Origin of the sequence: Aeromonas sp. s11, assembly GCF_040907945.1 — a bacterium.
Taxonomy (GTDB): Bacteria; Pseudomonadota; Gammaproteobacteria; order Enterobacterales; family Aeromonadaceae; genus Aeromonas; species Aeromonas veronii.
The window spans coordinates 56,621-80,793 of sequence record NZ_JBFOCU010000027.1; the positions used below are offsets into that span (position 1 = coordinate 56,621).

The following is a 24,173-nucleotide window of genomic DNA, read 5'->3' on the forward strand; positions in this document are numbered from 1 at the left end:
ACGACTCAAACCCGGATCTTGCTGGCAAACAGTGTTACCGCATGGCGTTTTCCCGCCTTTTCCAGCACCACGGCATCGGCATTGATGGCCACCAGCGTATAGCCGTCCACCTGTTGTCCGACCCGATAACTCTTGCCATTGAGTACCGCCAGTGCCGGGCCATTGCCCAGCACCACACTCTGCAGCTTCGGCAAACCGGCGCTGCTCTCGCCGGTCGCACGGGCGCCAACCGCCACATCAGCCAGCGGCGCGGTGGGATCCTGCAATACCTCGACCTGCTCCGCCTGTACCAGCAAGCTGAACAGGCAGCAGCACAACGCAAATACTCTAGCCACGGATAAACTCCTTGCTGGTACTCAGGGTGTAGATCTCCATCTCCACCACCGCGCCGGGATAGGCTTTGACCTGATAGTCGAACTGCTTCCAGTAGAAGTGGCGCGGCAAGGCTTCCAGCGCTTTAAGATATTGATACACATCGAAATAGCCGCCTTCAAGCTGAAGCCGGATACCATGCTTGTAGAGATTGACCTTCTGCTCTCCCGCCATCAGCGGGGTCGGCTCCAGCGAACTGAGGGCCAGCATGTGAAGGTTGGCGGAGCGGGAGAGCAGCGCCTCCAGCACCAGCGGCATCTCGTGCGCCGGGATCAGATCGACGGTCTGGGCCTTGAGCTCATCGTCGATCCGGGCCAGATCCGCCTCGACCTGTGCCAGCTGGTCGCGAACCCCCTGATTGGGATCCCGCTTGAGCCGGGCCTGCTTGCCGAGGTTTTCCAGCTCCATGATCTCGAGGTCACGCTCGGCGGCACTCAGGGCCATGCGATCCTGCTGCAGGCGGGTATCGGCGCCATCGATCCAGCCGTAGAGTCCGGCCGCGCCCAGCAACACCAGACCAGTTAGCAGGATCAACACCCGCTCCCGCTGGCTCAACAGGGCGATACGCTGGCCCCATGCCTGCCATTGTGCTTTCAGGTTCATCAGGGTTTCTCCCGCGCAATGCCGCTCAACTGGAAGGTCAGGCGACCCTCCTTGTCACGGCCGAGGGTCAGTTCACCAAACTCCTTGCCTACCAGACTCGGGGTCTGCTTGAAGCGGTTGACCCAGGCCGGCACATCCTGACTGCGTCCGGCAAAGCCGGAGAGGTTGATCCGCCCTTCGTTGATCTCGATGCGCTGCAACGACAGGTTGCTGTTGCGAATGCGGGAGAGATCCGCCATCACGCTGGCATAGCCCTGGGATTTTTGCAGGGTTAGGCTGCCCAATTGGCGCATCAGCCCCTGCTTGGCCGTCAGCTCATCCTGCTTGTTGACCAGTTGCTGTTGCAGCCGGGGATCTGCCTGATGGCGCGCCAGCTCGGCATCGAGCCGCTGCGCCTCGCTGCGCTTGAGTTCCAGCTCGGCAGAGCGCTGCGCCAGCGCCCGGCTGACCTGCTGCTGCTGCCAGCTGTAACCAACACCCGTCAACAGGATCAGCAGCAGCGCAAAGCCCCATACCAGCGCCATCTGATTGAGGCTGGCCCACTGCCGCTTGGGGCGAAACTCGGCGCCATAGAGGTTTATCTGACGTTTCATCACGCATCCTCCCCGATGGCGGCTGCGTAAGCCGAGAGGTATTCGACGCCGGCCAGGATCGCCTTGTTGGCCATGGCGGAGACGGCAAAGCCGAAGGTCTGCTCCATGTGGCGCACCAGGGTGCCGATAAAGGGCGAGGCGACGGCAAACTGCATCTGCCCCAGCTCGGGCAATTTCAGCTGGCCCGCCAGATAGTCGAGGGAGCGCTGGATCTCCAGCGCCAGCGAATCGAGCAACATACTGTCCGGTTCATGTTCGCCAGTCAGGCTGGTGAAACCGCGCAGCTGGCGGGAGAAGCAGAGCCCGCCCTGATGGAAGACCAGCAGTTGCAGATCCTGCCCCTTGGGCTGCCACAGCAGCATGCGCACCGTGTCATCCGCGTCATAGAGAGAGGTGAGCGCCAATTCGTCGCTGATGATGGATTGCAGGGTGGCGATGCCATTGATGGCATCGGCCAGCTGTTGCACCCGGCTCTTGGGCAGGCAGATCACATTGATGCGCGGGCGACCGGCAGGCGGGGTGGGCAAGTCCACATAATCCATCGCCAGTTGCAGCACGGGTTCGCTGACATAGTCCTTGATGGCCCAGGGGAGCGCCCCCGCCATCTCGGCGTCAGGCACGGCAGGCTTGTCGATCTGGATCTGTTGATAAAGGCTGGCGGCGAGGGCCACCCGCACCGTAGACTTGGCCAGCCCATGACGGCTGAACAGCTCGTTCATGGCCACTGCCCACTCCTGTGGGCCGTTGATGGTGCGCGTCGCGAAGACGGGGGGATTCCCCACCGCAGCCAGCATGATCCTGTCATTGGCCAGCAAGAGCCCGACCTGGCGGCTTGGCGTCGACCGTCTGAACAGTTGTTTCATGTAAGCCCGCCCATCAATAGTGATTAAATGTATGAAATATTAACATAAACAGCAGATTAGCCTCCAGATTAAAAGACGGACTCACCATTGCAAGCCAACCTTTCCGCCGAGTCAGAGGGTCAAGCCATCCTCCCTTCCCCCCTGCAACGCCTCCACCATCCGTTGCTGACCCGCTATGGCGTCGAGCTGTGGTGCAAGCGGGATGACCTGATCCATCCGGCCATCTCCGGCAACAAGTGGCGCAAGCTCAAGTACCACCTGCTGCATGCCAAAGAGCACGGCAAACGGCATCTGCTCTCGTTTGGCGGCGCCTACTCCAATCATATCCACGCGCTGGCGGCAGCGGGGTGCCAATCTGGTCTTCGTACTACCGGTATCATACGGGGCGAATATGACGCAGTCAGTAACTCTACCCTGCGGGATGCCCGGCACTGGGGCATGGATCTCGTTTTTGTCGACCGCCAGAGTTACCGGCGACGGCAGGATCCCGGCTGGCTGGCCCAATTCGATGCCCCCGATACCCTGATCGTGCCGGAAGGGGGTAGCAGCCCGCTGGCCATCCCCGGGGTGGCGGAACTGGTCGGCGAAGTGCCCTTCTCGCCGGATCTCTGGGTACTGCCCTGCGCCAGCGGCGGCACTCTGGCGGGCCTGATCGCCGGCAAACGGGATCGGGAGCAGATCCTCGCCATTGCGGTACTGAAAGGTGGCGGCTTTATCGCTGACGAGGTGTGTCGCCTCCATCCCGCGGCTGCCAATATCCCCGGCTGGCGCATCGCGCTCGATCACCACGATGGTGGCTATGCCAAGTTCAGCCCGGACCTCTGGCAGTGGGTGCAGAATTTCAGCGCCACGACCGATCTGCCCCTTGAGCCTATCTACAGCGGCAAGGCGATGTGGGGTCTGTTTCGCGAACTGGCGGCGGGCCGTATCGCCCCCGGCAGCAGAATCGTCTTTATCCACACTGGCGGCATGCAAGGGCTCGCCGGGCTGCGGGAGCAGGGCCGACTGTAATCCCTGCCTGACGGCAACCGCAAACAGCATCGCAAACAACAGAGGGTCGCCCCAAGGCGACCCTCTGTTGTTTATCTCAATCACCAGCCGGTTCCAGCACCAGCCGCTGGGGCTCGGCAAACCAGGGCCCCTGCCCGGCATGCACCCCGAGGTGGCGCAGCATCTTCCACTCGTCGCCACTCTCCACCCCCACTGCCAGCACCCGGGTGCGGGTATTGGCGCAGCCGCCTACCAGACTGCGCACCGCCATCTGGTTGACCTGACGGGCATGGATCTCCCGCACCAGGCTGGGGTGCAGCTTGAGGAAATTGATCTCGAACTCCTTGATGTACTGGGTGCTCACCACATCCTGACCGGCATGATCGATGGCCAGCTGGCAGCCCAGCATCCGCAAGGAGCGCAGCGGCCGCTTGAGCGCCTCGAAGTGGCGGGTCACCTGGGATTCGGAGAGTTGCAGGATCAGCCGCTCGTTGGTGCTGCGCGGCAGCTGGAACAGGGCGAAGAAGAGCCAGCGCTGGAACTCGCGGTTGAGCAGGCTCTGTGCACTGAGGGTCAGGCTGATGGGGCAGCTCTGCTCGGAACGCTGGCGCAGCAGGGCTAGGGTCTGCTCCGCCACCAGCCGATCCAGTTGCAGCAACAAGCCCACCTTCTCCGCCATCGGCATGAAGATCCCCGCCTGCAAAGCCCGCCCCTGCTCGTCGTGCAGATAGGTGAGCAACTCCTGCTGCAACACCACCTGCCCCCGATCCTGCTGGATCGGCTGGGTGTAAAATTCGATGCCGTGCTCTTCGAGATGGCGGCTGATCAGGGTACGCCAGCGTACCGTGCCCTTGCTGCTCTGCTCCTCATCCAGCTGCTTCTCGTAGAGGAACCAGCCGTTGTGCCCTTGCAGACGAGCGCTCTTGAGGGCCAGCTCCGCCTCCTCCTGCACCTTGAGCAGGCTGTCTTGTGCCTGATAACAGACGGCGCCGAGATAGACCGCAGTCTCCGGGTTGACCTCCTGCGGCCAATGCAGCCGTTGCAGGCTCTTGAGCAGCTGGCTGGCGCTATCCACCATCTCGCTCTCGGACATATTGGGCAGCAACACCGCAAAAACCTGGCCGGCATAGCGGGCCTGCAGGGCACCGTTATGCTTGCGCACGAAGGCACCTATGGTGGCGCTCGCCTCCATCATCAAATCGTGCCCCAACAGCTCGAACTGATCGGCCTCCAGCTCCTCCAGACAGGCGAGATCGATCAGCAGCACGCCGCCGCTCATCACGCTCGCCTCCATGATGGCGCTCTCCAGCCGATTGTCGAAAAACAGCCGGTTGCCGATGCCGGTCATCTTGTCGACGAAGGCGTTGCTGCGAATGAAGTTGTCGAAGCGGCTGCGCTCCTTGCGGGCATCCGCCAGCTCGGCGAGCAGATGATCGAGAGCCTGACTGGCGGCAACCGGCCACTCTTCGGCGGGGTCATGACTCAGTTTGGAGAGCTTGTCATCGAGGATCAGCTGGGCGCGAATGCCCAGCAGCTCGGCCCCGCGCAGCTGCTGGCGCAGCCAGCGGATGGAGTACCAGAGACCGAACACCACGATAAAGATCCCCAGCGAGATGCCGGACATCGCCTTGATGGAGTATTCCGCCTCCTTGAAGGGGCGCTCCAGTTTGAAGTTCGCCTGCATGCCGGCCTGATGGGGCAGCAGGTGGCTGTATGGCACCAGCAGCTGCTCGTCGACCGGATTGCGCACATCGCGGAACCAGTAGACCCGCTGGTTATTCTGGCGCACCTCCAGCTCGACCACATGAGCAGCCCGCAGCAGGGTAGGCAGCCAGTGGCTCATATCCTCCATGTCGTGAGCAACATCGAGCTGCTTGTCGATCACTTCGACCAGCGCATCGACCTTCTTTTGCTGCAACTCCATGCCCAGCTCGCGAAAGCTGAACACCCCGCCAATCAGCACGGTCGCCATGGCTGCGATCACGCAAAGGGTGATAAATGAGACAAGCTGTGTAGTGAGTTTCATGCGCCTTTCCGTATGCCCAGCATCATCCATGTCGCCTCATGGTAGCAGCGGCGATCGGGCCACAGCTATGGATGAAGATCCCGCTTCTGCAATTTAAGCGGGCAAGCATAACCCAAAGAAGAGGAAGAATACCAAGGATGACGGGCTACAGATGCGGGAAAGGGCGGGATGACAGACAGAAAAATGGTCCCTCAAAGGGGACCAAAAGGAACACTCATATCAAAACTAACACTCTGTGCTACTGACAAAAAACAGATACAGGAGTATTGAACACACGGTGAGTCAAACCGCATGGCTACTCTAATGCAGTTCGGATAAGCTGAGCAATTGTCATTTATGACAGGTCAGCGATTGAATCTAGCCAAAGTTAATAATAAACACATTTAAAATCATGCAGTTAAAAAATCAATCAACAAGTGTGACAACTCGGACTCAAATTGATTGCACTAATGCTCTATGATGGCTAAGTCCATTTGTGTCTCATGAAACTGGCAGGTACTTCCTTTGCGTAAATCACCCGTCTGGATCGCTCTGTTGCTGTTCGTCCTGCCTGTCGTGGGCAGCCAGTTTCTCGGCCTGTGGTTTGCCAAGCCGATGGCCTTTCATCTGCTGGAAGAGAAGGTTGCCGAGCTCAAGGGAGCCATGGCAGTACGCCACCGGGAGCTGGATGCCGCCATCAACAAACAACTGGCACAATTTGAGTTCAACTGCGGCGCCAAAGACATGGAGCTGCTGCGCGATCCTCGCTTCTACAGCGCTCATATCCGCCTGCAAGGACTGGAGCTCGCCTCCGGCAACAGCTGCTCCAGCCTGGGGGTGGAGATCCCGCTGATCAAAGAGCTCCAGAACAGCGGGCAGAAGTTTGGCAAGCTGGGGATCACCGCCACCGTGGCCAAATACAATACCGAGCAGGAGCTGGTGGCCTTTTACCGATCCGGCGACAACCTCGCCTACTGGGTGCTGGATAACAGCTGGAGCCACGACCTGCTGCAACACCCCTGCAGCCACTGCTTCTATCTGGAGTTCAGCCGACAGGATAGCGATGCAAGCACAGTCCACTTTCCCCGTGGTGACAAGGAGATCAAACAGGAAGAGAGCAATATCAGCCTGAGTTTCTTCGATCCCAATGAACTCACCAAACAGACGGTCTGGGCGGGAAAAGCGCTGGAGCAATATGCCCATGACCAACTCAATCACTACGGTCTCTGGTTCGGTATCGCACTCGGCGCCCTGTTAAGCGTCACATACTGGCTGCTGCGCAGCTATCGGCGCTCCCTCAAAGGACTGCTGCAAACAGGATTGATACGCAAGGAATTTATTCCCCTCTACCAGCCGATAGTGGATGCCCGTACCCACCAAGTGGTGGGATTCGAGGCGCTGCTGCGCTGGCAGCGGGGAAACGAGCTGATCCCCCCGGGCACCTTTATCGAATATGCAGAGGAGCAGGGACTGATCCTGCCGATGACCGAACAGTTGCTGGAGCAGGTGATCACTGACCTGCCACAGCTGGCACCGGAGCAGTGGGTCAGCGTCAATCTGGTGGCGGCCCATATCGAGCAGCCCCTGCTGCGCACCCTGCTCGCTCACAGCCAAAACCCCTCACCCGCCCGGCTCACCTTCGAGCTGACGGAGCGCAAGCCGATCCTCGACATCAAGGCGGCCACCGAGGAGATCACCCTGCTGCAACAGATGGGGTATCACTTCAAGCTGGATGATTTCGGTACCGGCTACGGCGGCTTTGCCTACCTGCAGAGCCTGGGGATCCGCCAGATCAAGATCGACAAGATGTTCGTCGATACCATAGGCACCAACGACCTCAAGCGCAGCGTACTGGATGCCATCATCGTCTTCGGTCGGGAATCGGGCATGGAGATGATCGCCGAAGGGGTCGAGAGCCAGTTGCAAGTCGACTATCTGAGCCAACACGGCGTCTATCTGATCCAGGGCTACTTCTTCGGCAAACCCATGCCGCTGAAGATACTGACCCACTGGCAACGGGAGTGGCAGCTGCAACACCAGAAGGCCAGCTAACGCAGAGATGGCAGGATTTGGCCGTGAAACGGTTTGGCCAGCGGCTCGACATCATCAGGTTGATGCTGGCGGTAGCGCCGTAACCCAGCCCGGCCATCAGGCGGGTAAATCCCCCTGCAGACCTGGGCCCGGCTCCATGGAGAAATCGAACCACCTCCTGCCACCCCTTATTTACATTCAGCAACAAAATGATCTGCCCTGACAGGGATAACAACCCTTATCATAAGGAGCCGGTTATTGCGCAACCGATAACCGTGCAGCCTGTTTATGTCATCCGGTCGTCAAGACCCCCAATAGAGAACCATTGCCTATGAAGACAGTTATCCGGCAAGAGATTGCCCTGCCCGTTGGCCTGCTGACCCTGCTCTTTTTCAAGACCCTGGGCAGTGACCTGCTGACAGAGACAACTCCGCTCGGGATCTATCTTCCTGTTTCGGCGGCACTACTGGCCATCGTCACCTGGGCCATCTTCTCGGTGGTGCGCCACTCCGATGCCCTCGCCATCAAGCTGGGCGAGCCCTTCGGCACCCTGATCCTCACCCTCTCGGTCATCTCGCTGGAGGTGGTGATGATCTCTTCGGTGATGCTGACCGGCGAGCCCAACCCCACCATGGCCCGCGATACCATGTTTGCGGTAGTGATGCTGGTGAGTACCGGTCTGGTGGGCTTCACCCTGCTGTTTGGCGGCTGGCGCTACCACACCCAGAGCTTCAATCTGGATGGGGTCAAATCCTATCTGGTGGCCATCATCCCGCTGGCCCTGCTCTGTCTGGTGCTGCCCAACTTCACCGAGGGTGGTGCAATCGGCAGTATGTCGCGCGCCATGTCGTGGATGCTGATCATCATCTCGATCCTGCTCTACGGGGTCTTTCTGCTGATCCAGACCCGCAGCCACAGCCACTTCTTCGTCGACAGCGATCACGAGGATTACGAGGAGCACCACGGCCCGCTGCAGAGCAACGTCTATCACACCATCCTGTTGCTCGCCTACCTGCTGGTGGTAATCCTGCTGGCCAAGACCCTGGCCATCCCCATCAACTACGGGGTGCATGTGATGGACGCGCCCGCCGCACTGGGCGGCTTTATCGTGGCCTGCATCGTGCTGGCCCCCGAAGCAGTCGGCGCCATCAAGGCCGCCTTCAACAACCAGCTGCAGCGGGCAATGAACCTCTACTTCGGCTCTGTGCTGGCCACCATCGCCCTCACCGTCCCTGCCGTGCTCTTTATCGGCTCCATGCTGGATCAGGAGGTGCGCCTCGGCCTCTCCCCCGCCGATATGGTGCTGCTGGTCACGACCTTGATGGTGTGCAAGGTGACCTTCAGCAGCGGCCGCACCAATGTGCTCCATGGTGCGACCCATCTGGTGTTGTTCGTGGTCTATCTGTTCCTGATGTTCGAGCACGAATAACTGCGTTCAACCAACGTCAGACACGCAAAGACCGCCCGATTGGGCGGTCTTTTGTTATCTGCTCCCGGATCTCACCGGCGCCAGTGAAGCGGCTTCCCCCTCATCCCCCACCCTTCTCCCGCCAAGGGAGAAGGATGATCAAGGCTTACAGACTGGGCAGCACCCCGGCCGGGATCAGGTCGTTGTAGCTGGCACGGCCCAGCAGGGCGGCGGCCGCTTCGATGTCCGGCGCGAAGTACCTGTCCTTGTCGTAGAAGCTCACCTCTGCCCGCAGTCGCCCCTTGGCCAGCTCGATCAGCGCGGTACTGCGCAGCGGCGCGCGGAAATCGAGCCCCTGTGCCGCCGCCAGCAGTTCGACCGCCAGAATGCCACGGGTGTTCTCCGCCATGTCTGCCAGCCGGCGGCCAGCGAAGGTCGCCATGGAGACGTGATCCTCCTGATTGGCGGAAGTGGGCAGACTATCCACCGAGGCGGGATGGGCTAGGGTCTTGTTCTCGGAGGCCAGCGCCGCCGAAGTGACCTGAGCGATCATAAAGCCCGAGTTCACCCCGCCATTGTTGACCAGAAATGCCGGCAGACCGGACATCCGAGAGTCAATCAGCAGCGCCATGCGCCGCTCGGACAGCGACCCGATTTCGGCGATGGCCAGCGCCAGATTATCGGCCGCGAAGGCCACCGGCTCGGCATGGAAGTTACCGCCCGAGAGGATCTCTTCATCCTCGGCAAACACCAGCGGGTTGTCGGAGACCGCGTTGGCCTCACACACCAGCACCTCGGCGGCGTGGCGGATCTGGGTCAGGCAAGCCCCCATCACTTGCGGCTGGCAGCGCAATGAGTAGGGATCCTGCACCTTCTCGCAGTTGTGATGGGACATACCGATCTCGCTGCCATCCACCAGCAGGTGGCGATAGCAGGCGGCCGCGTCGATCTGGCCGCGCTGACCTCGCACTTCGTGGATGCGGGCATCAAACGGCCGGCGGCTGCCAAGGGCGGCCTCCACACTCATGGCGCCTATGGTGATGGCACCGGCGTAGAGATCCTCGGCATGGAACAGCCCTTCCAGCGCGAAGGCGGTGCTCGCCTGAGTGCCGTTAAGCAGCGCCAATCCTTCTTTGGGTGCCAGCGCGATGGGCTCGAGCCCGGCAATTTTCAGCGCAGTGGCGGCGTCGATCAGCTCGCCCTTTTGGCGGGCCTTGCCCTCCCCGATCAGCAGGCAGCTCATATGGGCCAGTGGCGCCAGATCGCCGGAGGCACCGACGGATCCCTTCTTCGGCACCACCGGATAGACTTCGGCGTTGATGAGGGTCATCAGGGCCTCAAGCACCTTCAGCCGGATGCCGGAGAAGCCCCGCGCCAACGAGTTGAGCTTGAGCACCATCATCAGCCGCACGGTGGCGTCATCCATGTACTCGCCAATCCCTGCCGCGTGGGAAAGCACGATGGAGCGCTGCAGCTCGTCCAGTTGCTCCACCGGAATGCGGGTGTTGGCCAGCAGGCCAAAACCGGTGTTGATGCCATACACCACCCGGTTCTGCTCGATCACCTTGGTAACCACAGCGGCGGAGGCGTGGATCCCCGGCAGTGCGGCCGGATCCAGTGAAACATGTACCGGCTCGCGGCTGACGCGACGCAGGGTGGCAAGATCCAGCTCGCCCGGGGTAATAATCAATTCAAACATGGTGTTACACCTTTCCTTTGACACCGTTGGCGCCGTCAATCATCGGCAGATCCAGTTTCGCCTCATGGGCACAGTTGATGGCAATCTCGTAGCCGGCATCCGCGTGGCGCATCACCCCGGTGGCCGGATCGTTGCGCAGCACCCGACCGACGCGGCGGGCCGCGTCATCGGAGCCGTCGCAGACGATCACCACGCCGGAGTGCTGGGAGAAGCCCATACCGACCCCGCCGCCGTGGTGCAGGGAGACCCAGGTCGCGCCACCGGCTGTGTTGAGCAGGGCGTTGAGCAGAGGCCAGTCGGAGACGGCATCGGAGCCATCCATCATCGACTCGGTCTCGCGGTTCGGGCTCGCCACCGAGCCGGAATCCAGATGGTCGCGACCGATGACGATGGGGGCTTTCAGCTCGCCGTTTTTCACCATCTCGTTGAAGGCCAGACCGAGGCGTACCCGATCCTTGACCCCGACCCAGCAGATCCGAGCCGGCAGCCCCTGAAACGCGATGCGCTCGCGGGCCATGTCGAGCCAGTTGTGCAAGTGAGGATCATCGGGGATCAGCTCTTTGACCTTCTGATCGGTCTTGTAGATATCTTCCGGATCGCCGGAGAGGGCCACCCAGCGGAACGGGCCTATCCCCTCGCAAAACAGCGGGCGAATGTAGGCGGGGACGAAGCCGGGGAAGTCGAAGGCGTTCGCCACCCCCTCCTCCAGCGCCATCTGGCGAATGTTGTTGCCGTAATCCAGAGTCGCCGCGCCGCGCTCTTGGAGGGTCAGCATCGCCTCCACCTGACGGGCCATGGAGCGACGAGCGGCCAGATTCACCTCCTGCGGGGCACTCTGCTGCAGCTCGCGCCACTTGGCCACGCTCCAACCCTGCGGCAGGTAGCCGTGCACCGGGTCGTGGGCGGAGGTCTGGTCGGTCACCACGTCAGGGGTGATGCCACGGGCCACCAGCTCGGCGAAGACGTCGGCGGCGTTGCCAAGCAGACCGACGGAGACGGCGGCGCCGCTCTGCTTGGCCTCTTCGACCATGGCCAGCGCCTCATCCAGGCTGTGGGCCTTCTTGCCCACATAACGGGTGCGCAGACGAAAATCGATGCGGGTCTCGTCGCACTCCACGGCGATCATCGAGAAGCCAGCCATGGTGGCAGCCAGCGGCTGGGCGCCACCCATACCGCCGAGACCACCGGTCAGGATCCAGCGCCCTTTGGGTTCACCGTTGAAGTGCTGATTGGCCACCGCAAAGAAGGTCTCGTAGGTGCCCTGCACGATCCCCTGAGTACCGATGTAGATCCAGGAACCCGCAGTCATCTGGCCGTACATCATCAACCCCTTCTTATCGAGCTCGTTGAAGTGCTCCCAGTTGGCCCAGTGGGGCACCAGATTGGAGTTGGCGATCAGCACCCGCGGCGCGTCCTTGTGGGTCTGGAACACCCCGACCGGCTTGCCGGATTGCACCAGCAGGGTCTGATCCTCCTCGAGCCGGGTCAGCACCTCGACGATCTTGTCAAAGCAGGCCCAGTTGCGGGCAGCGCGACCGATGCCGCCATAGACCACCAGCGACTGGGGATGCTCAGCCACCTCGGGATCCAGGTTGTTCATCAGCATCCGCAGCGGCGCCTCGGTGAGCCAGCTCTTGGCGGTCAGCTCGGTACCGCGCGGGGCACGGATCACGCGGTTAGGATCATGACGGGGATCCTGCTGTTGCATAGACATACACACTCCTTGTTGTATCAATAGGGTGCCTTTGGCGACGTGCGGCCAAAGGGTTAACGGGTCAACAGATGAACCAGCCGCGCGGCCACGCGGGCACTGCGGTTGTCCTGATCCAGCGTCGGGTTGTACTCGGCCAGATCGGCAAGCCTGAGCTTGCCGCTGGCCCGGATATGGGCAATGAGCGGTTCGATCACCGCCAGCTCCACGCCGCGGGCGGCGGGGGCACTCACTCCCGGCATCAGGTTGCCGGGCAGCACATCGAGATCGATGGTCAAATAGAGGTGATCGCACTGGGCGATAAAGGCGTCCAGTCCGCTTAGCAAGGCTGGCAGCTCGGTCTGGGTCATCGCCTCGTCCAGCACATGCCACACACCCAGCGCCTTGGCACGGGCAAACAGGGCTTGGGTATTGGCGGTCTCGGCTACCCCGAGGCAGGCGTAGTGAAACGGCGAGCCCTGAGCGGCGCACTGCTCGGCGATCTGGAAGAAGGGGGTGCCGGAGCTCGCCTGCTCCTGTTTCATGCGCAGGTCGAAGTGGGCGTCAAAATTGATAATACCGACTCGCCCCTGACCCGCCAGATGCAAGTTGAGGCCGCTCCAGCTGCCGAAGGCCACCTCGTGACCGCCCCCCAGCACCAGCGGGAAGTGGCCCAGATCAAGCGCAGCGGCGACCCGCTCGGCCAGATGGCCGTGGGCGGCGTCGAGATCGCCGTCGGGGCAACTCACATCCCCACCATCGTAGACGGGTCGATTTAGATGCCAGGCAGTGTTGGCCAGCAGCTTGCGCACCGCCAGCGGCGCACCGGCAGCACCAATGCGCCCCTTGTTGCGGCGAACCCCTTCATCGCAGGCAAAACCGAGCAGCACTACACCAGCTGCTTCTTGTGCCCCGGCGGCCCAGGGCTGCACCTTGTCGTGCCAACGCAGGGCCAGTTCGCCATCTTCCGGATCCTGTCGTCCCTGCCAGAGCGACATATCGACCGGGTTGAACTTATCCATGGAGAGTCTCCTCGCCGTTGAAGATGCGGCCTGCCAGCTGATCGACGCCGACCATGTAGCTCAGCTCGGCCGGATGGGCGCAGTGCCAGATCAGAAAATCGGCCGCCATGCCCGCCTTGAGCTGGCCAAGGCGATCCTGCTCGCCGAGCGCTTTAGCGGCGTGACGGGTCACCCCGAGCATGGCCTCCAGCGGGGTCAGGCCAAACAGGGTACAGGCCATGTTCATCGCCATCCGCAGCGAGACGATGGGGGCGGTACCCGGGTTGATGTCGGAGGAGACCGCCATCGCCACCCCCGCCTTGCGCAGGGCGGCAACCGGCGGCAGCTTGGTCTCTTTGAGAAAATAGAAGGCGGTGGGCAGCAGAGTGGCGACCACGCCACGGTGGGCCAGCGCCAGGATCCCTTCCGGATCCAGATACTCCAGATGATCCACCGAGAGGGCGCCAAAGTGGGCAGCGAGGGTGCTGCCACCGAGATTGGAGAGCTGATCCATATGCCCCTTCACCGGCAGGCCGTACTGATCCGCCGCCAGATAGACCTGCTCGGTCTGGGCCAGCGAGAAACCGATATGCTCGCAGAAGACATCCACCGCATCGGCCAGGCCCGCTTTGGCGGCGGCCGGGATAATCTCCTGACAGATGGTCTCGACCCAGCTGTCGGGATCGTCGCGATACTCCGGCGGCACCGCATGGGCCGCCAGCAGAGTGGTCTTGACCCGGATCGGCAACGCCTCTCCCAGTCGACGGGCCACCCGCAGCATCTTGAGTTCATCATCCAGCGTCAGGCCATAGCCGGACTTGATCTCCACCGTGGTGACCCCTTCGCGGATCAGGGATTTCACCCTCGGCAACGCCAGCTCGAACAGCAGCTCTTCGCTGGCGGCACGGGTCGCACGCACCGTGCTGATGATGCCACCGCCCCGACGGGCGATCTCCGCATAGGGCACCCCCTGCTGGCGCAGCTCGAACTCCTCGGCACGGCTGCCGGCGAAGACCAGATGGGTGTGACAATCGATAAGGCCGGGGGTGACCAGCTTGCCCTGCATATCCTGCCAGTGAGCGGGATACGACCCCTTCAGTTCGGCCATCGGCACCAGCGCGTGGATCTTGCCATCCTTCACGCCGATGGCGTGGAGCGGCAGCAGGCCGTAGTCGGCCAGCTCATCATTCAGGGTAGCGGGCGTCACGTTGAGCCAGACCTGCTCGCAGTTCAACAGTTCCTTGTTCATAGTGACCTCAAATGTATATACATATTCTTATAGTCGATCTCTATGACGAAAGGAAGAGCGAAATTCACATCCTGATAACAGCATCAAACTTAGAGTTTAAGCACAAAAAAGCCCACCAGGAGGCGGGCTTTGCAAAATCGAGTTGTATATACATTCACTCCAACTGAGTCTTGGAGCTTAGCTTGTAGCGGGAACCGGGGGAGAGCAAACGGGCATAGGAGACCAGATGCCCCTCCGACCAGGTACGCCGGTGCAACAACAGGCAGGGGGAATCTACGCGGATCTGCAACAATCCCGCCTCACCGGCGCTCGGCAGCACGGCTTCCACCACGTGCTCCATCTCCGAGAGGGGGCAGACATCCATCAGATAACGGTTGGGAGTCTGTTGGGTAAAATCCTGCTCGCCATAGCCCGGCAGGCGCCCGGCATCGACAAAGCGCTCCTCCAGCTGCAACGGCTCGCCATCGGCCTGATGGACGATCAGGCTGTGAAAGATGGGGGCGCCAACCCGTAGCCCCAGTTGTACCGCCACCTTCTCGTCGGCAGCCAGTCGCTGCAGCCGGATCACCCGGGCGCTGTACTCGCTGCCACGCTCGGCGATCTCGTCGGCAATATTGCGAATAGCCAGCAGCGGCGACTCGGTGCGCCTGTCCGCCACGAAGCTACCGGAACCGGCGGTACGCACCAGCCACCCTTCCGCCACCAGCTCCCGCAGCGCCCGGTTGACCGTCATCCGGCTCACGGTGAACTGCTCGCACAGGGCCGCTTCGGTCGGGATCCTGTCCCCCGCCTGATAGTGGCGTTCGCGGATCCCGTCCAGAATGTGCTGCTTGATCTGCAGATAGAGGGCTGGCGCCACCATGAAGCTCCCTAGCGCCGACGGTGGGGCGGACGCATGTCCGGCCAGGCGCGATAGACATCGGGGATCTGATCCGGGCCGCTGATGCAGAGATCGAGATCGTGCAGCAGACCGTCTTTAATTCCGTAGATCCAGCCATGCACCGCCAGCTCCTGCCCCTTGCGCCAGGCGTTCTGGATGATGGTGGTGTGGCAAACGTTGGCAACCTGCTCGGCCACATTCAGCTCGCACAGATAGTCGAAGCGCTCGTGCTCATCCTCGATGGCCTCGAGCTCTTCACTATATTTGAAGTAGACATCCTTGATGTTGCGCAGCCAGTTGTCGATGAGACCCAGCTCCTGGTTCTGCATCGCGGCTTTGACGCCGCCGCAACCGTAGTGACCGCAGACAATGATGTGCTTCACCTTGAGCACTTCCACCGCGTATTGCAGCACGGAGAGGCAGTTGAAATCGGTATGTACCACCAGATTGGCGACATTGCGGTGGACGAAGACATCCCCCGGCAGCAACCCCATCAGCTGGTTGGCGGGGACCCGGCTGTCGGAACAACCAATCCAGAGGTATTCGGGGGCCTGCTGGGCAGAAAGAGTGGCAAAGAAAGCGGGATCTTCGGCCTTGATCCGTTCGGCCCACTCACGGTTGTTGGTAAACAGGTCGTTCAACAGTTTCACTTCTGCTCTCCCTAATGTGGCAGTGGCGGCAACATAACACACTCAAGGGTAACCAAAGCAAGGCCGACCAGATCCCTGCGAAACAAAAACAGGGCCATCAGGCCCTGTTTTTATGAGAGGAAGCATCAGGCTTCCATGGCATCTTTCAGCTTCTTGAGTGCGTTTTTCTCAAGCTGACGCACACGCTCGGCAGAGACGCCGTAGGTATCGGCCAGCTCCTGCAGAGTGGTCTTGCTGTCATCATCGAGCCAGCGGGCGCGGATGATGTGCTGGCTGCGCTCATCCAGGGTGGCGAGGGCCGAGCTCAGGCGACGGGTCGCGTGATCGTCCCAGTTGTCATTCTCGATGGTCGCGGCCAGATCGGAGGATTTGTCCTCCAGATAGTGAACCGGAGCGAAACCGCCCTCTTCTTCATCATCACCCACCAGATCGAACGCCTGATCGTAGTTGGCCATCCGCGCTTCCATCTCGGTCACATCGCTTGCGGAGACGCCGAGATCGGCCGCCACGGCCTGAACCTCTTCGTGGTTCAGCCAGCCCAGACGTTTTTTGGATTTGCGCAGGTTGAAGAAGAGCTTGCGCTGGGCCTTGGTGGTCGCCACCTTGACCATGCGCCAGTTGCGCAGGACATATTCGTGGATTTCGGCCTTGATCCAGTGCACGGCAAAGGAGACCAGACGCACGCCGACCGTCGGGTCGAAGCGCTTGACCGCCTTCATCAGGCCGATGTTGCCTTCCTGAACCAGATCGGCCTGAGGCAGGCCGTAACCGGCATAACTCTTGGCGACATGAACGACAAAGCGCAGGTGCGACATAACCAGCTGACGAGCAGCCTCGAGATCGCCATCCTGCTGCAAACGCTCAGCCAGTTCACGCTCTTCCTCTGCGCTCAGCACAGGAATAGAGTTTACTGCCTGGATATAGCCTTCCAGACTACCTTGCGGAATCAGAGCCATAGTGCGCTGCAATGAAGTTCCCATCTGTTACCTCTTACTTTTCAATCGAATCAGTCTAACACCCTGAGAGGGTCTGTCTACTGACCGGATGCCATTCTGCGGCGTGTATCAAAGAACATGCCCAGTTTTAGACCGGCTTATCTTAAGCCTGCAGGATGAATCATGAATGAACAGTCAAAAAAAGGGGGTCACAATGAAGGACCCCCGAAAAGTAGCATGCTAAGTCCATTGTTGCGGAGCTCGCAACCTTCACATGCTTGCCAAGTCTGACGAGCAAGGCAGAGGGGCCACACCCGTATAAATGCTTCAGCTTTAATAGACTGCTTATAAATCAGAAGGTTCACTGGATCTAGCGAAGATCCGGAAGATCATTGTTATTCAGAATACTCTGACTATGGGGGCCAAGCCAGAAACGGCCCCTCTTTTACTTGATCCGCCTCTCAAAATCCAGCGATTTACTTTGATGACAAAGTAATCAGGATGGTTCGATGTCGCGAATGTGGCGATGGACCGAAAACCAGGAGGCAATCAGCCCCAGCAGGGCGCCCAGCAAGATCAGATTGATCCCGTCTACCGCCCCCATGCCAACCAGCCGGAAGTTACTGTTATACAAGCCCGCCAGCTCCTTCACCACCCCTTCGCTCCAGATCACCATCACTTCGGTCAGCCACCAGGCCAGCATGCCGCCGATGACCCCGAACCAGATACCGGTATAGAGGAAAGGACGATGAATGAAGGAATCGGTCGCCCCCACCAGCTTGAGCACTTCAATCTCGGAACGCTGGTTGAGGATGTTGAGACGCAGGGTATTGCCGACAATCAGCAACACGGCGGAGAGCAGCAGCACCGCGATACCGGTAATGGTGTGGCGCAGCAGGTTCATGATCCCCTGCAACCGGGTCAGCCACTGCAGATCCAGTTTGCCCTGTTCGACCCCCACCTCGTTGTTGAGCTTGCTGAGCAGCTCGGCAGCCCCTTCCGGGTTCTGCCAGCGCGGATCCGGGATCACGCTCAACACAGGCGGCAGCGGGTTGCTGTCCAGATAATCGAGCGCATCACCGAAGCCGGAGATCTCGCGAAACTCCCGCAACGCATCGTCACGGCTCAGGTAGGTGACCGAATCCACCTCGGGATAGAGCAAGATCCTGTGCTGCAGATCGAGAATGCTCTGCTCCGGCAGATCCTTGCGCAGGTAAAGGGAGATCTGGGAACTGCTCTGCCAGCTTCCCTCCACCACCTCGGCGTTTTTCAGCAACACGTGGAAACAAGAGGGCAGCGCCAGACTGACGCCAAGCACCGCCAGCGTCATCAGTGAGGCGAGCGGATTGCGCCACAACTCCCCGAGACTGGCAAACGCCTGCCGCACATGGTCAACCCCGTACATCATCAGACGGCGCAGCGGCGGTTGTTTATGACGAACGATAGCCATCAGAGCTCCTCCCCGGCCGAATACATGCGACCCGCCTTGAGGGTCAGAGTGCGATAGCGCATGCGGGCGATCAGCCCCAGATCGTGGGTGGCAATCAGTACCGAGACCCCAAAATTGTTGAACTCCTGAAATAGCCGCATGATGTCCATGGAGAGCTGGGGGTCCAGGTTGCCGGTCGGTTCATCCGCCAGCAGCAGCGGCGGCTTGTTGACGATGGCGCGGGCGATGCCGACCCGCTGCTGTTCACCACCGGAGAGCATGCGCGGCTGGTAACGCTCCTTGCCGAGCAGCCCCACCTTGTCCAGCGCCGCAGCCACCCGCTTGTTGATGTCCGCATGGCTGTAACCATCGATCACCAGCGGCAGCGCCACGTTGTCGAACACGGTTCTGTCCATCAGCAGGCGGTGATCCTGAAAGATCATCCCGATCTGGCGGCGAACATAGGGGATCTGGCTGCGCTGGATATGGCTGACATCATCGCCATGAAAGAAGACACGACCATCGGTCGGGCGCTCCATCACGCTGATCAGTTTCAGGAGGGTACTCTTGCCCGCCCCCGAGTGCCCGGTCAGAAAGGCCATCTCTCCCTTGCGCAGGTGAAAGCTGACCTTTTGCAGCGCCTGATGGCCGCCGCTGTATACCTTGCTGACCTTGTCAAAACGAATCATAACGGTTCCCTGAAATTGACAAACCCCGACCGGAGTCGGGGCATGGAACACTTACTCATCACGGCTGAGCTGACTCATCACGGCCGGACTTATTCATCGCGGCTGAAGAGCGCCTCGATGAAATCGTTGGCAACGAAGGGACGCAGATCGTCGATCCCCTCGCCCACCCCGATGTAGCGGATCGGGATCTGGAACTTGTCGGCCACCGCAAAGATGACGCCGCCCTTGGCCGTGCCATCCAGCTTGGTGAGAGTGATACCGGTCAGGCCAACCGCCTCACTGAACAGTTTGGCCTGGCTCAGGGCGTTCTGGCCGGTGCCGGCATCCAGCGTCAGCATGATCTCGTGGGGCGCCTCTTCATCCAGCTTCTTCATCACCCGCACCACCTTCTTGAGCTCTTCCATCAGGTTGCTCTTGTTCTGCAGGCGACCGGCGGTGTCGGCGATCAGCACATCAGCCCCGCGGGAACGGGCGGCCTCGATGGCGTCATAAATGACGGAAGCGGAGTCGGCACCGGTATGCTGGGCAATCACCGGAATGTTGTTGCGCTGACCCCAAACCTGCAGCTGTTCGACCGCTGCGGCACGGAAGGTGTCACCCGCCGCCAGCATCACGCTCTTGCCTTCAGCCTGGAACTGCTTGGCCAGCTTGCCGATGGTGGTGGTCTTGCCGACGCCGTTTACGCCGACCATCAGGATCACATAAGGCTTCTTGCTGGTGTCGATCACCAGCGGCTGCTCGACCTTGGCCAGCATCTCGCCCATGTCCTGCTTGAGCAGGCCGTAGAGCGCCTCGGCATCCTTGAGCTGCTTGCGATCCGCGTGCTGCACCAGCCCTTCGATGATGCGGGTGGTGGTGTCGACGCCGAGATCGGCGGTCAGCAGCTGGGTCTCCAGCTCTTCAAACAGCTCATCGTCGATCTTCTTGCCACGGAACAGGCCGAAGAAACCGGAGCCGATATTCTCCTTGGTGCGCACCAGACTGCGTTTGAGGCGCGCAAAGAAGCCCTCCCGCTGCGGTTTGTCCTGGGTGTCGTCGTCTACCTTGGCGGCCAGCGGCAGGGCTGCCAGGGCGGCGGCCTCAGCCTCCATCGCGGCGAGCAGGCGCATATCTTCCGCGCGCTGGGCCTCTTTGGCGATACGGGCTTCTTCCGCAGCCTGAGCTTCGGCGGCAATGCGAGCCTCCTCCGCAGCGCGAGCTTCGGCAGCAATCCGAGCCTCTTCCGCAGCACGGGCTTCGGCGGCAATACGGGCCTCTTCCGCGGCACGGGCTTCGGCAGCAATACGAGCCTCTTCCGCGGCGCGGGCTTCGGCAGCGATTCGAGCCTCTTCCGCAGCGCGGGCTTCGGCGGCAATGCGAGATTCTTCCGCGGCTCGAGCTTCGGCAGCGATACGAGCCTCTTCCGCAGCGCGGGCTTCGTCAGCAATACGAGCCTCTTCCGCAGCACGGGCTTCGGCAGCGATGCGAGCCTCTTCCGCAGCGCGGGCTTCGGCGGCAATGCGAGCATCTTCCGCGGCATGGGCTTCGGCAGCAATGCGAGCCTCTTCTACAGCACGGGCTTCTGCAGCGATACGAGCCTCTTCGGCTGCCTTGACCTCAGCGGCTTGCGCCTCTGCGGCAGTGCGAGCGGCTTCAGCGGCACGCTCCTCTTCGGCGATCAGCGCTTCGTTGACGATCACCGGCTCCAAATCGGAAGCGCACTCCTCCACCACCAGCGGGCCGTGGTCGTCCAGCTCGGTCGGCAGGCAGCAATCATCTTGCAAAACGGGATTCTGTGCGCTGGCAGGCACTTCGGGGGCAACAGCCGGCGTACTATCGGAAACAGTTGTATCGGAAACGGGAGCGGGGGTAGCAGTGACCTCGGGCTCAACGGTAACGGGGGTGGCTTGGGGTGTCTGTGGTTGGACAGCCTCAGCCTCTTCTTTCTTGCGGCCGAAACCCAGCCAGGAAAACAAACCTTTTGCCATCTAAAAATACTCACATCAAAGGCTGACTGCTAAGATAGCCGTCCCTTGGCGGGTCGGCATAAAAATGAACCGCCTTATACTACCACTTTATTTTCTGACGATGAAACGCGATGCCCAGAGTGAAATCCAGCCGTAGCAACCCGAGCAAGAGTCCCGCCCCGCAAGGAAAATCGGGCTTTGTAAGAATCATCAGCGGCCAGTGGCGAGGCCGCAAATTGCCGGTCAAGGATGTGGAGGGGCTCAGACCCACCACGGATCGCGTCAAGGAGACCATCTTCAACTGGCTGGCCCCCCACATTCGCGGCACCCGCTGCCTGGATCTGTTTGCCGGTAGCGGCGGACTCGGACTGGAGGCGCTGTCGCGCTACGCCGAGCAGGTGACCCTGATCGAGATGGACAAAGGGGCTGCTGACCAGATCAAGAAGAACCTGACCGCCCTCGGCAGCAGTCAGGGTCAGGTGATCCAGTCAGATGCTGTGAGCTGGCTGCAAGGCCCGGCCACGCCGTTTGATCTGGTGTTCCTCGATCCGCCGTTTCGCCGCGAGCTGCTGCCGCAAGTGTGCGAACTGCTGGAGCAGCGCGGCTGGCTGGCACCGGACGCCCTCATCTATCTGGAGCGGGAGAAGGAGATGGCCGATCTGGCGCTGCCTGCCAGCTGGCAACTACTCAAGGACAAACAGGCAGGTCAGGTCTGCTACCAACTCTATCTAAGGGAGGTAAACAATGAAGCGAGTCTTTAATCTGTTGGCGATGGGGCTGATATTGTTCTTCTGGTTTGGCGTGCTGATGAGCCTGATTGCCCCGCTGCCCGGCAAACTCAACGGCTTTCTGCCGGTCTGCGGCGTGATCGTCGCCCTGCTGCACTGGCTGCAGGCCAGCATGATCAAGGCAGCTTGCAAACGCTACTTCGAGGTCACCAAGACCGAGTTTGTCACTGTGCTGATATTTGGCGTGTTTGGCATGGTCGACATTCGTCAGCGCCTGCAAGAGATCGTCAACGCCGCCCAGCGCGGCAATCTCTCGGACAAACCATAAAAGAAAAGGGGACGGCGGTAGCCGTCCCCTAGAGTCGTGTCGTCCTGTCCGTAGAACTGCAATGCTCCCTGCAATCCCTGACGTTATCCTAATCCTTTGGAATATCCCCTTTCCAATCCGTTGGCGTGTCCTGCGGCGTTCCTGGCCTGGCAATTCATCCTGAACTGCTTCCCTGTCTCCATCCTGGAGGTGTCCATTACCACGTCCTGTGGGGTTCCTTGCGTCTTCCTGACAGATAACCATCCGGGTTATCTCACTTCATCCTGAAGTATTCCTCTCGCATCCGGCGAGGTCCTGTTCATCCTGAAGAACGAGGTTCCGTTCGTTCTGCTCCCATCCCGAGAGAGTCCTGCCGCATCCCGCGGTGTTCCTTTATTCATCCATGACGATAATCATCCTGATTATCGAGCTCATCCTGAGGTGTCCCTTGTCCACATCCTGCGGACTATTCCATCTTTATGCGCTGCCCTGCATCCTGCCGGACCAGCTCCGTCCTTGTGAGACCCATACTAAGGAAATGCGCACCCCGAACAAGGGCCATCCGATGATAAAGATCCGATGCGGCTCCCATCTCAAAAAACGAACTTAAAAACTAACCCTTTAATATCAGTTAGTTATTTAGTTTCACGGGAAAGCTCGATCATTCTGGCATGGCTTCGCGTACGGCTCAAAGCGCCAGCCTCTTACAGTCGCTATGGCAGATCTCTTACACGGGTTTCGCCCCCAAAAACGGGGCAGGAAAACGGTTCAATCCTGACGTTAAGACTTAAAAATTAGTTGAATAAATATGCTTAAAAAAACCGCAAAAAAAGAGCCGAGACCAGGCTCGACTCTTCAACATTCCAATTTTTTAATCAGCTCAAGCGGTTGGCCGGATTGAGATAGGCCTTGCGCAGCGATTCCGGTGCCAGCACCTCCAGTTCACCGCCGATGTTGTTCAACCAGCTGCGAAACTCCGGGGTGTCCTGCACTTCGGTCTCCACCACCACGCTGCGCTTGTCATAGCGGGTCATGCGCGGATTGTTGCCGGGGATCTGGTTATCCACCAGCGACTGGCTGTTGGCATCGATCCGGCCGACGAAGCGGATCGGGCCGCTCACATCCTGATAGCCCTGATCGCGGATCAGCTTCTGGATATTGAAATCCTTCGGCTGGGTGGCGCTGAAGTTGGTCAGCTCCACGTTCTTGATATGGTCAAACGGAATGCCGTAGACCTTGGGATCCAGCTCGGACAGAGTGCAGAGCAGGATCGGACCGTCCGGCTGATTGAGAATGCCGAGCGGGTTGATACGGTCGTAGCAGAGCCATACGGTGCGCTCTTTGATCACGCGCTGGATCTCGGCACTGAACTTGCGACCACGCCAAAGCGCATCGCGGATCAGGGTGCTGCGGCGGATCTCCGGGTTGCCGGCAAACGGACGCGGTGACTGATGGACACTCTCCAACCAGCGTTCGGCCAGTTCACTCTGGCTGTCGCGGATCACCTGGCTCGCCTTGTCGACCAGCGGATTCAATTCGGTCAGTACGCTCGCCGGCAACAGTTGGCTCGCCTGATCACTCCAGGTTTTCAGGGCCACCGCCAGCGAGAGCGGCATGATATTGGCAAAGTCGTTGAGGCCGTGGCGCTCGAAGCACCAGCCATGGGGTTTGCTGCGCTCGTCCGAGGTGAGGTCGAACAGTCCCATGCCGGACATCTCCTCCAGGTCCCGTTGCACGGTACGCAGACTGACGTGGATACCTTCCTCTTCCAGTTTTACCTGGAGTTGGCTGGCGGTCAGCTTGTAAGGGCGGTGCGGGATGCAACGCGCCAAGGTCAGTTGTCGTAACAGCTTCTTGCTCATGGTGCTTGCCTTCACTGGTTTAGCGTTGACTGTATGCTAGTCGTGACTTGCGACAGTCTATGTCGCAAGTTTTGCTGCGACAACTGTCGCCATTTTCATACAAAACACACTAAACAATTGATTTTCAAAGACAATACACTCAAAAAAGGAGCCGCTAGAGGCTAAAATTAGCCAAAAATCCCTCAAATGAAAGTTCTATGTTGCGATTTATTGTTAGCATAAAACTCCGATTAATTAATTCAT

General features: G+C 60.2%; 21 protein-coding genes. 5 read left to right on the forward strand and 16 right to left on the reverse strand.

Annotated elements, in window-relative coordinates; genetic code table 11:
• Positions 1–5 precede the first annotated feature (5 nt).
• From AB5Y84_RS08260 to AB5Y84_RS08275, 4 genes are read right to left on the reverse strand one after another with little or no spacing between them, the layout of a single operon-like run.
• Complete coding sequence (locus AB5Y84_RS08260) at positions 6–335, reverse strand: MSHA biogenesis protein MshK (RefSeq protein WP_005342886.1); 330 nt, start codon at positions 333–335, stop codon at positions 6–8.
• A complete protein-coding gene (locus tag AB5Y84_RS08265; RefSeq protein WP_368176748.1) occupies positions 328–975 on the reverse strand; it encodes an MSHA biogenesis protein MshJ in 648 nt (215 codons plus the stop codon). The genes AB5Y84_RS08260 and AB5Y84_RS08265 overlap by 8 nt, the downstream gene beginning before the upstream one ends.
• Complete coding sequence (locus AB5Y84_RS08270) at positions 975–1,568, reverse strand: PilN domain-containing protein (RefSeq protein ID WP_005348605.1); 594 nt, start codon at positions 1,566–1,568, stop codon at positions 975–977. Before AB5Y84_RS08270 ends, AB5Y84_RS08265 begins: the two co-directional genes overlap by 1 nt.
• Entirely contained in the window at positions 1,568–2,431 is an 864-nt protein-coding gene (locus AB5Y84_RS08275; RefSeq protein ID WP_040069497.1) for a hypothetical protein, read from the reverse strand. The genes AB5Y84_RS08270 and AB5Y84_RS08275 overlap by 1 nt, the downstream gene beginning before the upstream one ends.
• Before the next feature lie 87 nt (positions 2,432–2,518).
• Between AB5Y84_RS08275 and AB5Y84_RS08280 the strand changes: the two genes are divergently transcribed.
• Positions 2,519–3,442 carry a 1-aminocyclopropane-1-carboxylate deaminase/D-cysteine desulfhydrase gene (locus tag AB5Y84_RS08280; protein ID WP_368176749.1) on the forward strand — a complete coding sequence of 308 codons (924 nt, stop codon included), beginning with the start codon at positions 2,519–2,521 and terminating at the stop codon, positions 3,440–3,442.
• Positions 3,443–3,518: 76 nt separating this feature from the next.
• Here AB5Y84_RS08280 and AB5Y84_RS08285 read toward each other — a convergent pair whose 3' ends face one another.
• On the reverse strand, positions 3,519–5,447 hold the full coding sequence (locus tag AB5Y84_RS08285) for an EAL domain-containing protein (protein WP_368176750.1): 1,929 nt from the start codon (positions 5,445–5,447) through the stop codon (positions 3,519–3,521).
• Positions 5,448–5,951: 504 nt separating this feature from the next.
• Here AB5Y84_RS08285 and AB5Y84_RS08290 point away from each other — a divergent pair.
• A complete protein-coding gene (locus AB5Y84_RS08290) occupies positions 5,952–7,478 on the forward strand; it encodes an EAL domain-containing protein (RefSeq protein WP_368176751.1) in 1,527 nt (508 codons plus the stop codon).
• A 310-nt stretch (positions 7,479–7,788) separates the two neighbouring features.
• Positions 7,789–8,886, forward strand: coding sequence for a calcium:proton antiporter (locus AB5Y84_RS08295; RefSeq protein WP_005340008.1), 1,098 nt, complete (start codon positions 7,789–7,791; stop codon positions 8,884–8,886).
• 145 nt (positions 8,887–9,031) lie between these two features.
• Here AB5Y84_RS08295 and hutH read toward each other — a convergent pair whose 3' ends face one another.
• From hutH to ftsY, 10 genes are all read right to left on the reverse strand, one after another.
• Positions 9,032–10,564: a histidine ammonia-lyase gene (gene hutH / locus AB5Y84_RS08300; RefSeq protein ID WP_368176752.1), complete on the reverse strand. Its 1,533-nt coding sequence runs from the start codon at positions 10,562–10,564 to the stop codon at positions 9,032–9,034.
• A 4-nt stretch (positions 10,565–10,568) separates the two neighbouring features.
• Entirely contained in the window at positions 10,569–12,278 is a 1,710-nt protein-coding gene (hutU, locus tag AB5Y84_RS08305; protein WP_368176753.1) for a urocanate hydratase, read from the reverse strand.
• Positions 12,279–12,331: 53 nt separating this feature from the next.
• Positions 12,332–13,276: a formimidoylglutamase gene (gene hutG / locus AB5Y84_RS08310; RefSeq protein ID WP_368176754.1), complete on the reverse strand. Its 945-nt coding sequence runs from the start codon at positions 13,274–13,276 to the stop codon at positions 12,332–12,334.
• Positions 13,269–14,504 carry an imidazolonepropionase gene (gene hutI / locus AB5Y84_RS08315; RefSeq protein WP_368176755.1) on the reverse strand — a complete coding sequence of 412 codons (1,236 nt, stop codon included), beginning with the start codon at positions 14,502–14,504 and terminating at the stop codon, positions 13,269–13,271. Before hutI ends, hutG begins: the two co-directional genes overlap by 8 nt.
• 154 nt (positions 14,505–14,658) lie before the next feature.
• Entirely contained in the window at positions 14,659–15,363 is a 705-nt protein-coding gene (gene hutC, locus AB5Y84_RS08320) for a histidine utilization repressor (RefSeq protein ID WP_026035093.1), read from the reverse strand.
• Between the two features lie 11 nt (positions 15,364–15,374).
• On the reverse strand, positions 15,375–16,034 hold the full coding sequence (gene can, locus AB5Y84_RS08325) for a carbonate dehydratase (RefSeq protein ID WP_267518476.1): 660 nt from the start codon (positions 16,032–16,034) through the stop codon (positions 15,375–15,377).
• Positions 16,035–16,159: 125 nt separating this feature from the next.
• A complete protein-coding gene (rpoH, locus tag AB5Y84_RS08330; protein ID WP_033137699.1) occupies positions 16,160–17,014 on the reverse strand; it encodes an RNA polymerase sigma factor RpoH in 855 nt (284 codons plus the stop codon).
• Positions 17,015–17,465: 451 nt separating this feature from the next.
• Positions 17,466–18,419, reverse strand: a complete 954-nt coding sequence (ftsX, locus tag AB5Y84_RS08335) for a permease-like cell division protein FtsX (RefSeq protein WP_005339996.1) — start codon at positions 18,417–18,419, stop codon at positions 17,466–17,468.
• Positions 18,419–19,087 carry a cell division ATP-binding protein FtsE gene (gene ftsE / locus AB5Y84_RS08340; protein ID WP_005339995.1) on the reverse strand — a complete coding sequence of 223 codons (669 nt, stop codon included), beginning with the start codon at positions 19,085–19,087 and terminating at the stop codon, positions 18,419–18,421. The genes ftsX and ftsE overlap by 1 nt, the downstream gene beginning before the upstream one ends.
• 89 nt (positions 19,088–19,176) lie before the next feature.
• Positions 19,177–21,054, reverse strand: a complete 1,878-nt coding sequence (ftsY, locus tag AB5Y84_RS08345) for a signal recognition particle-docking protein FtsY (RefSeq protein WP_005339993.1) — start codon at positions 21,052–21,054, stop codon at positions 19,177–19,179.
• 110 nt (positions 21,055–21,164) lie between these two features.
• On the opposite strand from ftsY, the gene rsmD reads away from it, so the two are divergent.
• Entirely contained in the window at positions 21,165–21,794 is a 630-nt protein-coding gene (gene rsmD / locus AB5Y84_RS08350) for a 16S rRNA (guanine(966)-N(2))-methyltransferase RsmD (RefSeq protein ID WP_005339991.1), read from the forward strand.
• The gene (locus tag AB5Y84_RS08355; protein ID WP_043826220.1) at positions 21,778–22,089 is read left to right on the forward strand and encodes a DUF1145 domain-containing protein; all 312 of its coding nucleotides are present in this window, start codon (positions 21,778–21,780) and stop codon (positions 22,087–22,089) included. The genes rsmD and AB5Y84_RS08355 overlap by 17 nt, the downstream gene beginning before the upstream one ends.
• A gap of 854 nt (positions 22,090–22,943) precedes the next feature.
• On the opposite strand, the gene AB5Y84_RS08360 is transcribed toward AB5Y84_RS08355, so the two are convergent.
• On the reverse strand, positions 22,944–23,930 hold the full coding sequence (locus AB5Y84_RS08360; protein WP_005339987.1) for a YafY family protein: 987 nt from the start codon (positions 23,928–23,930) through the stop codon (positions 22,944–22,946).
• Positions 23,931–24,173: the final 243 nt, after the last annotated feature.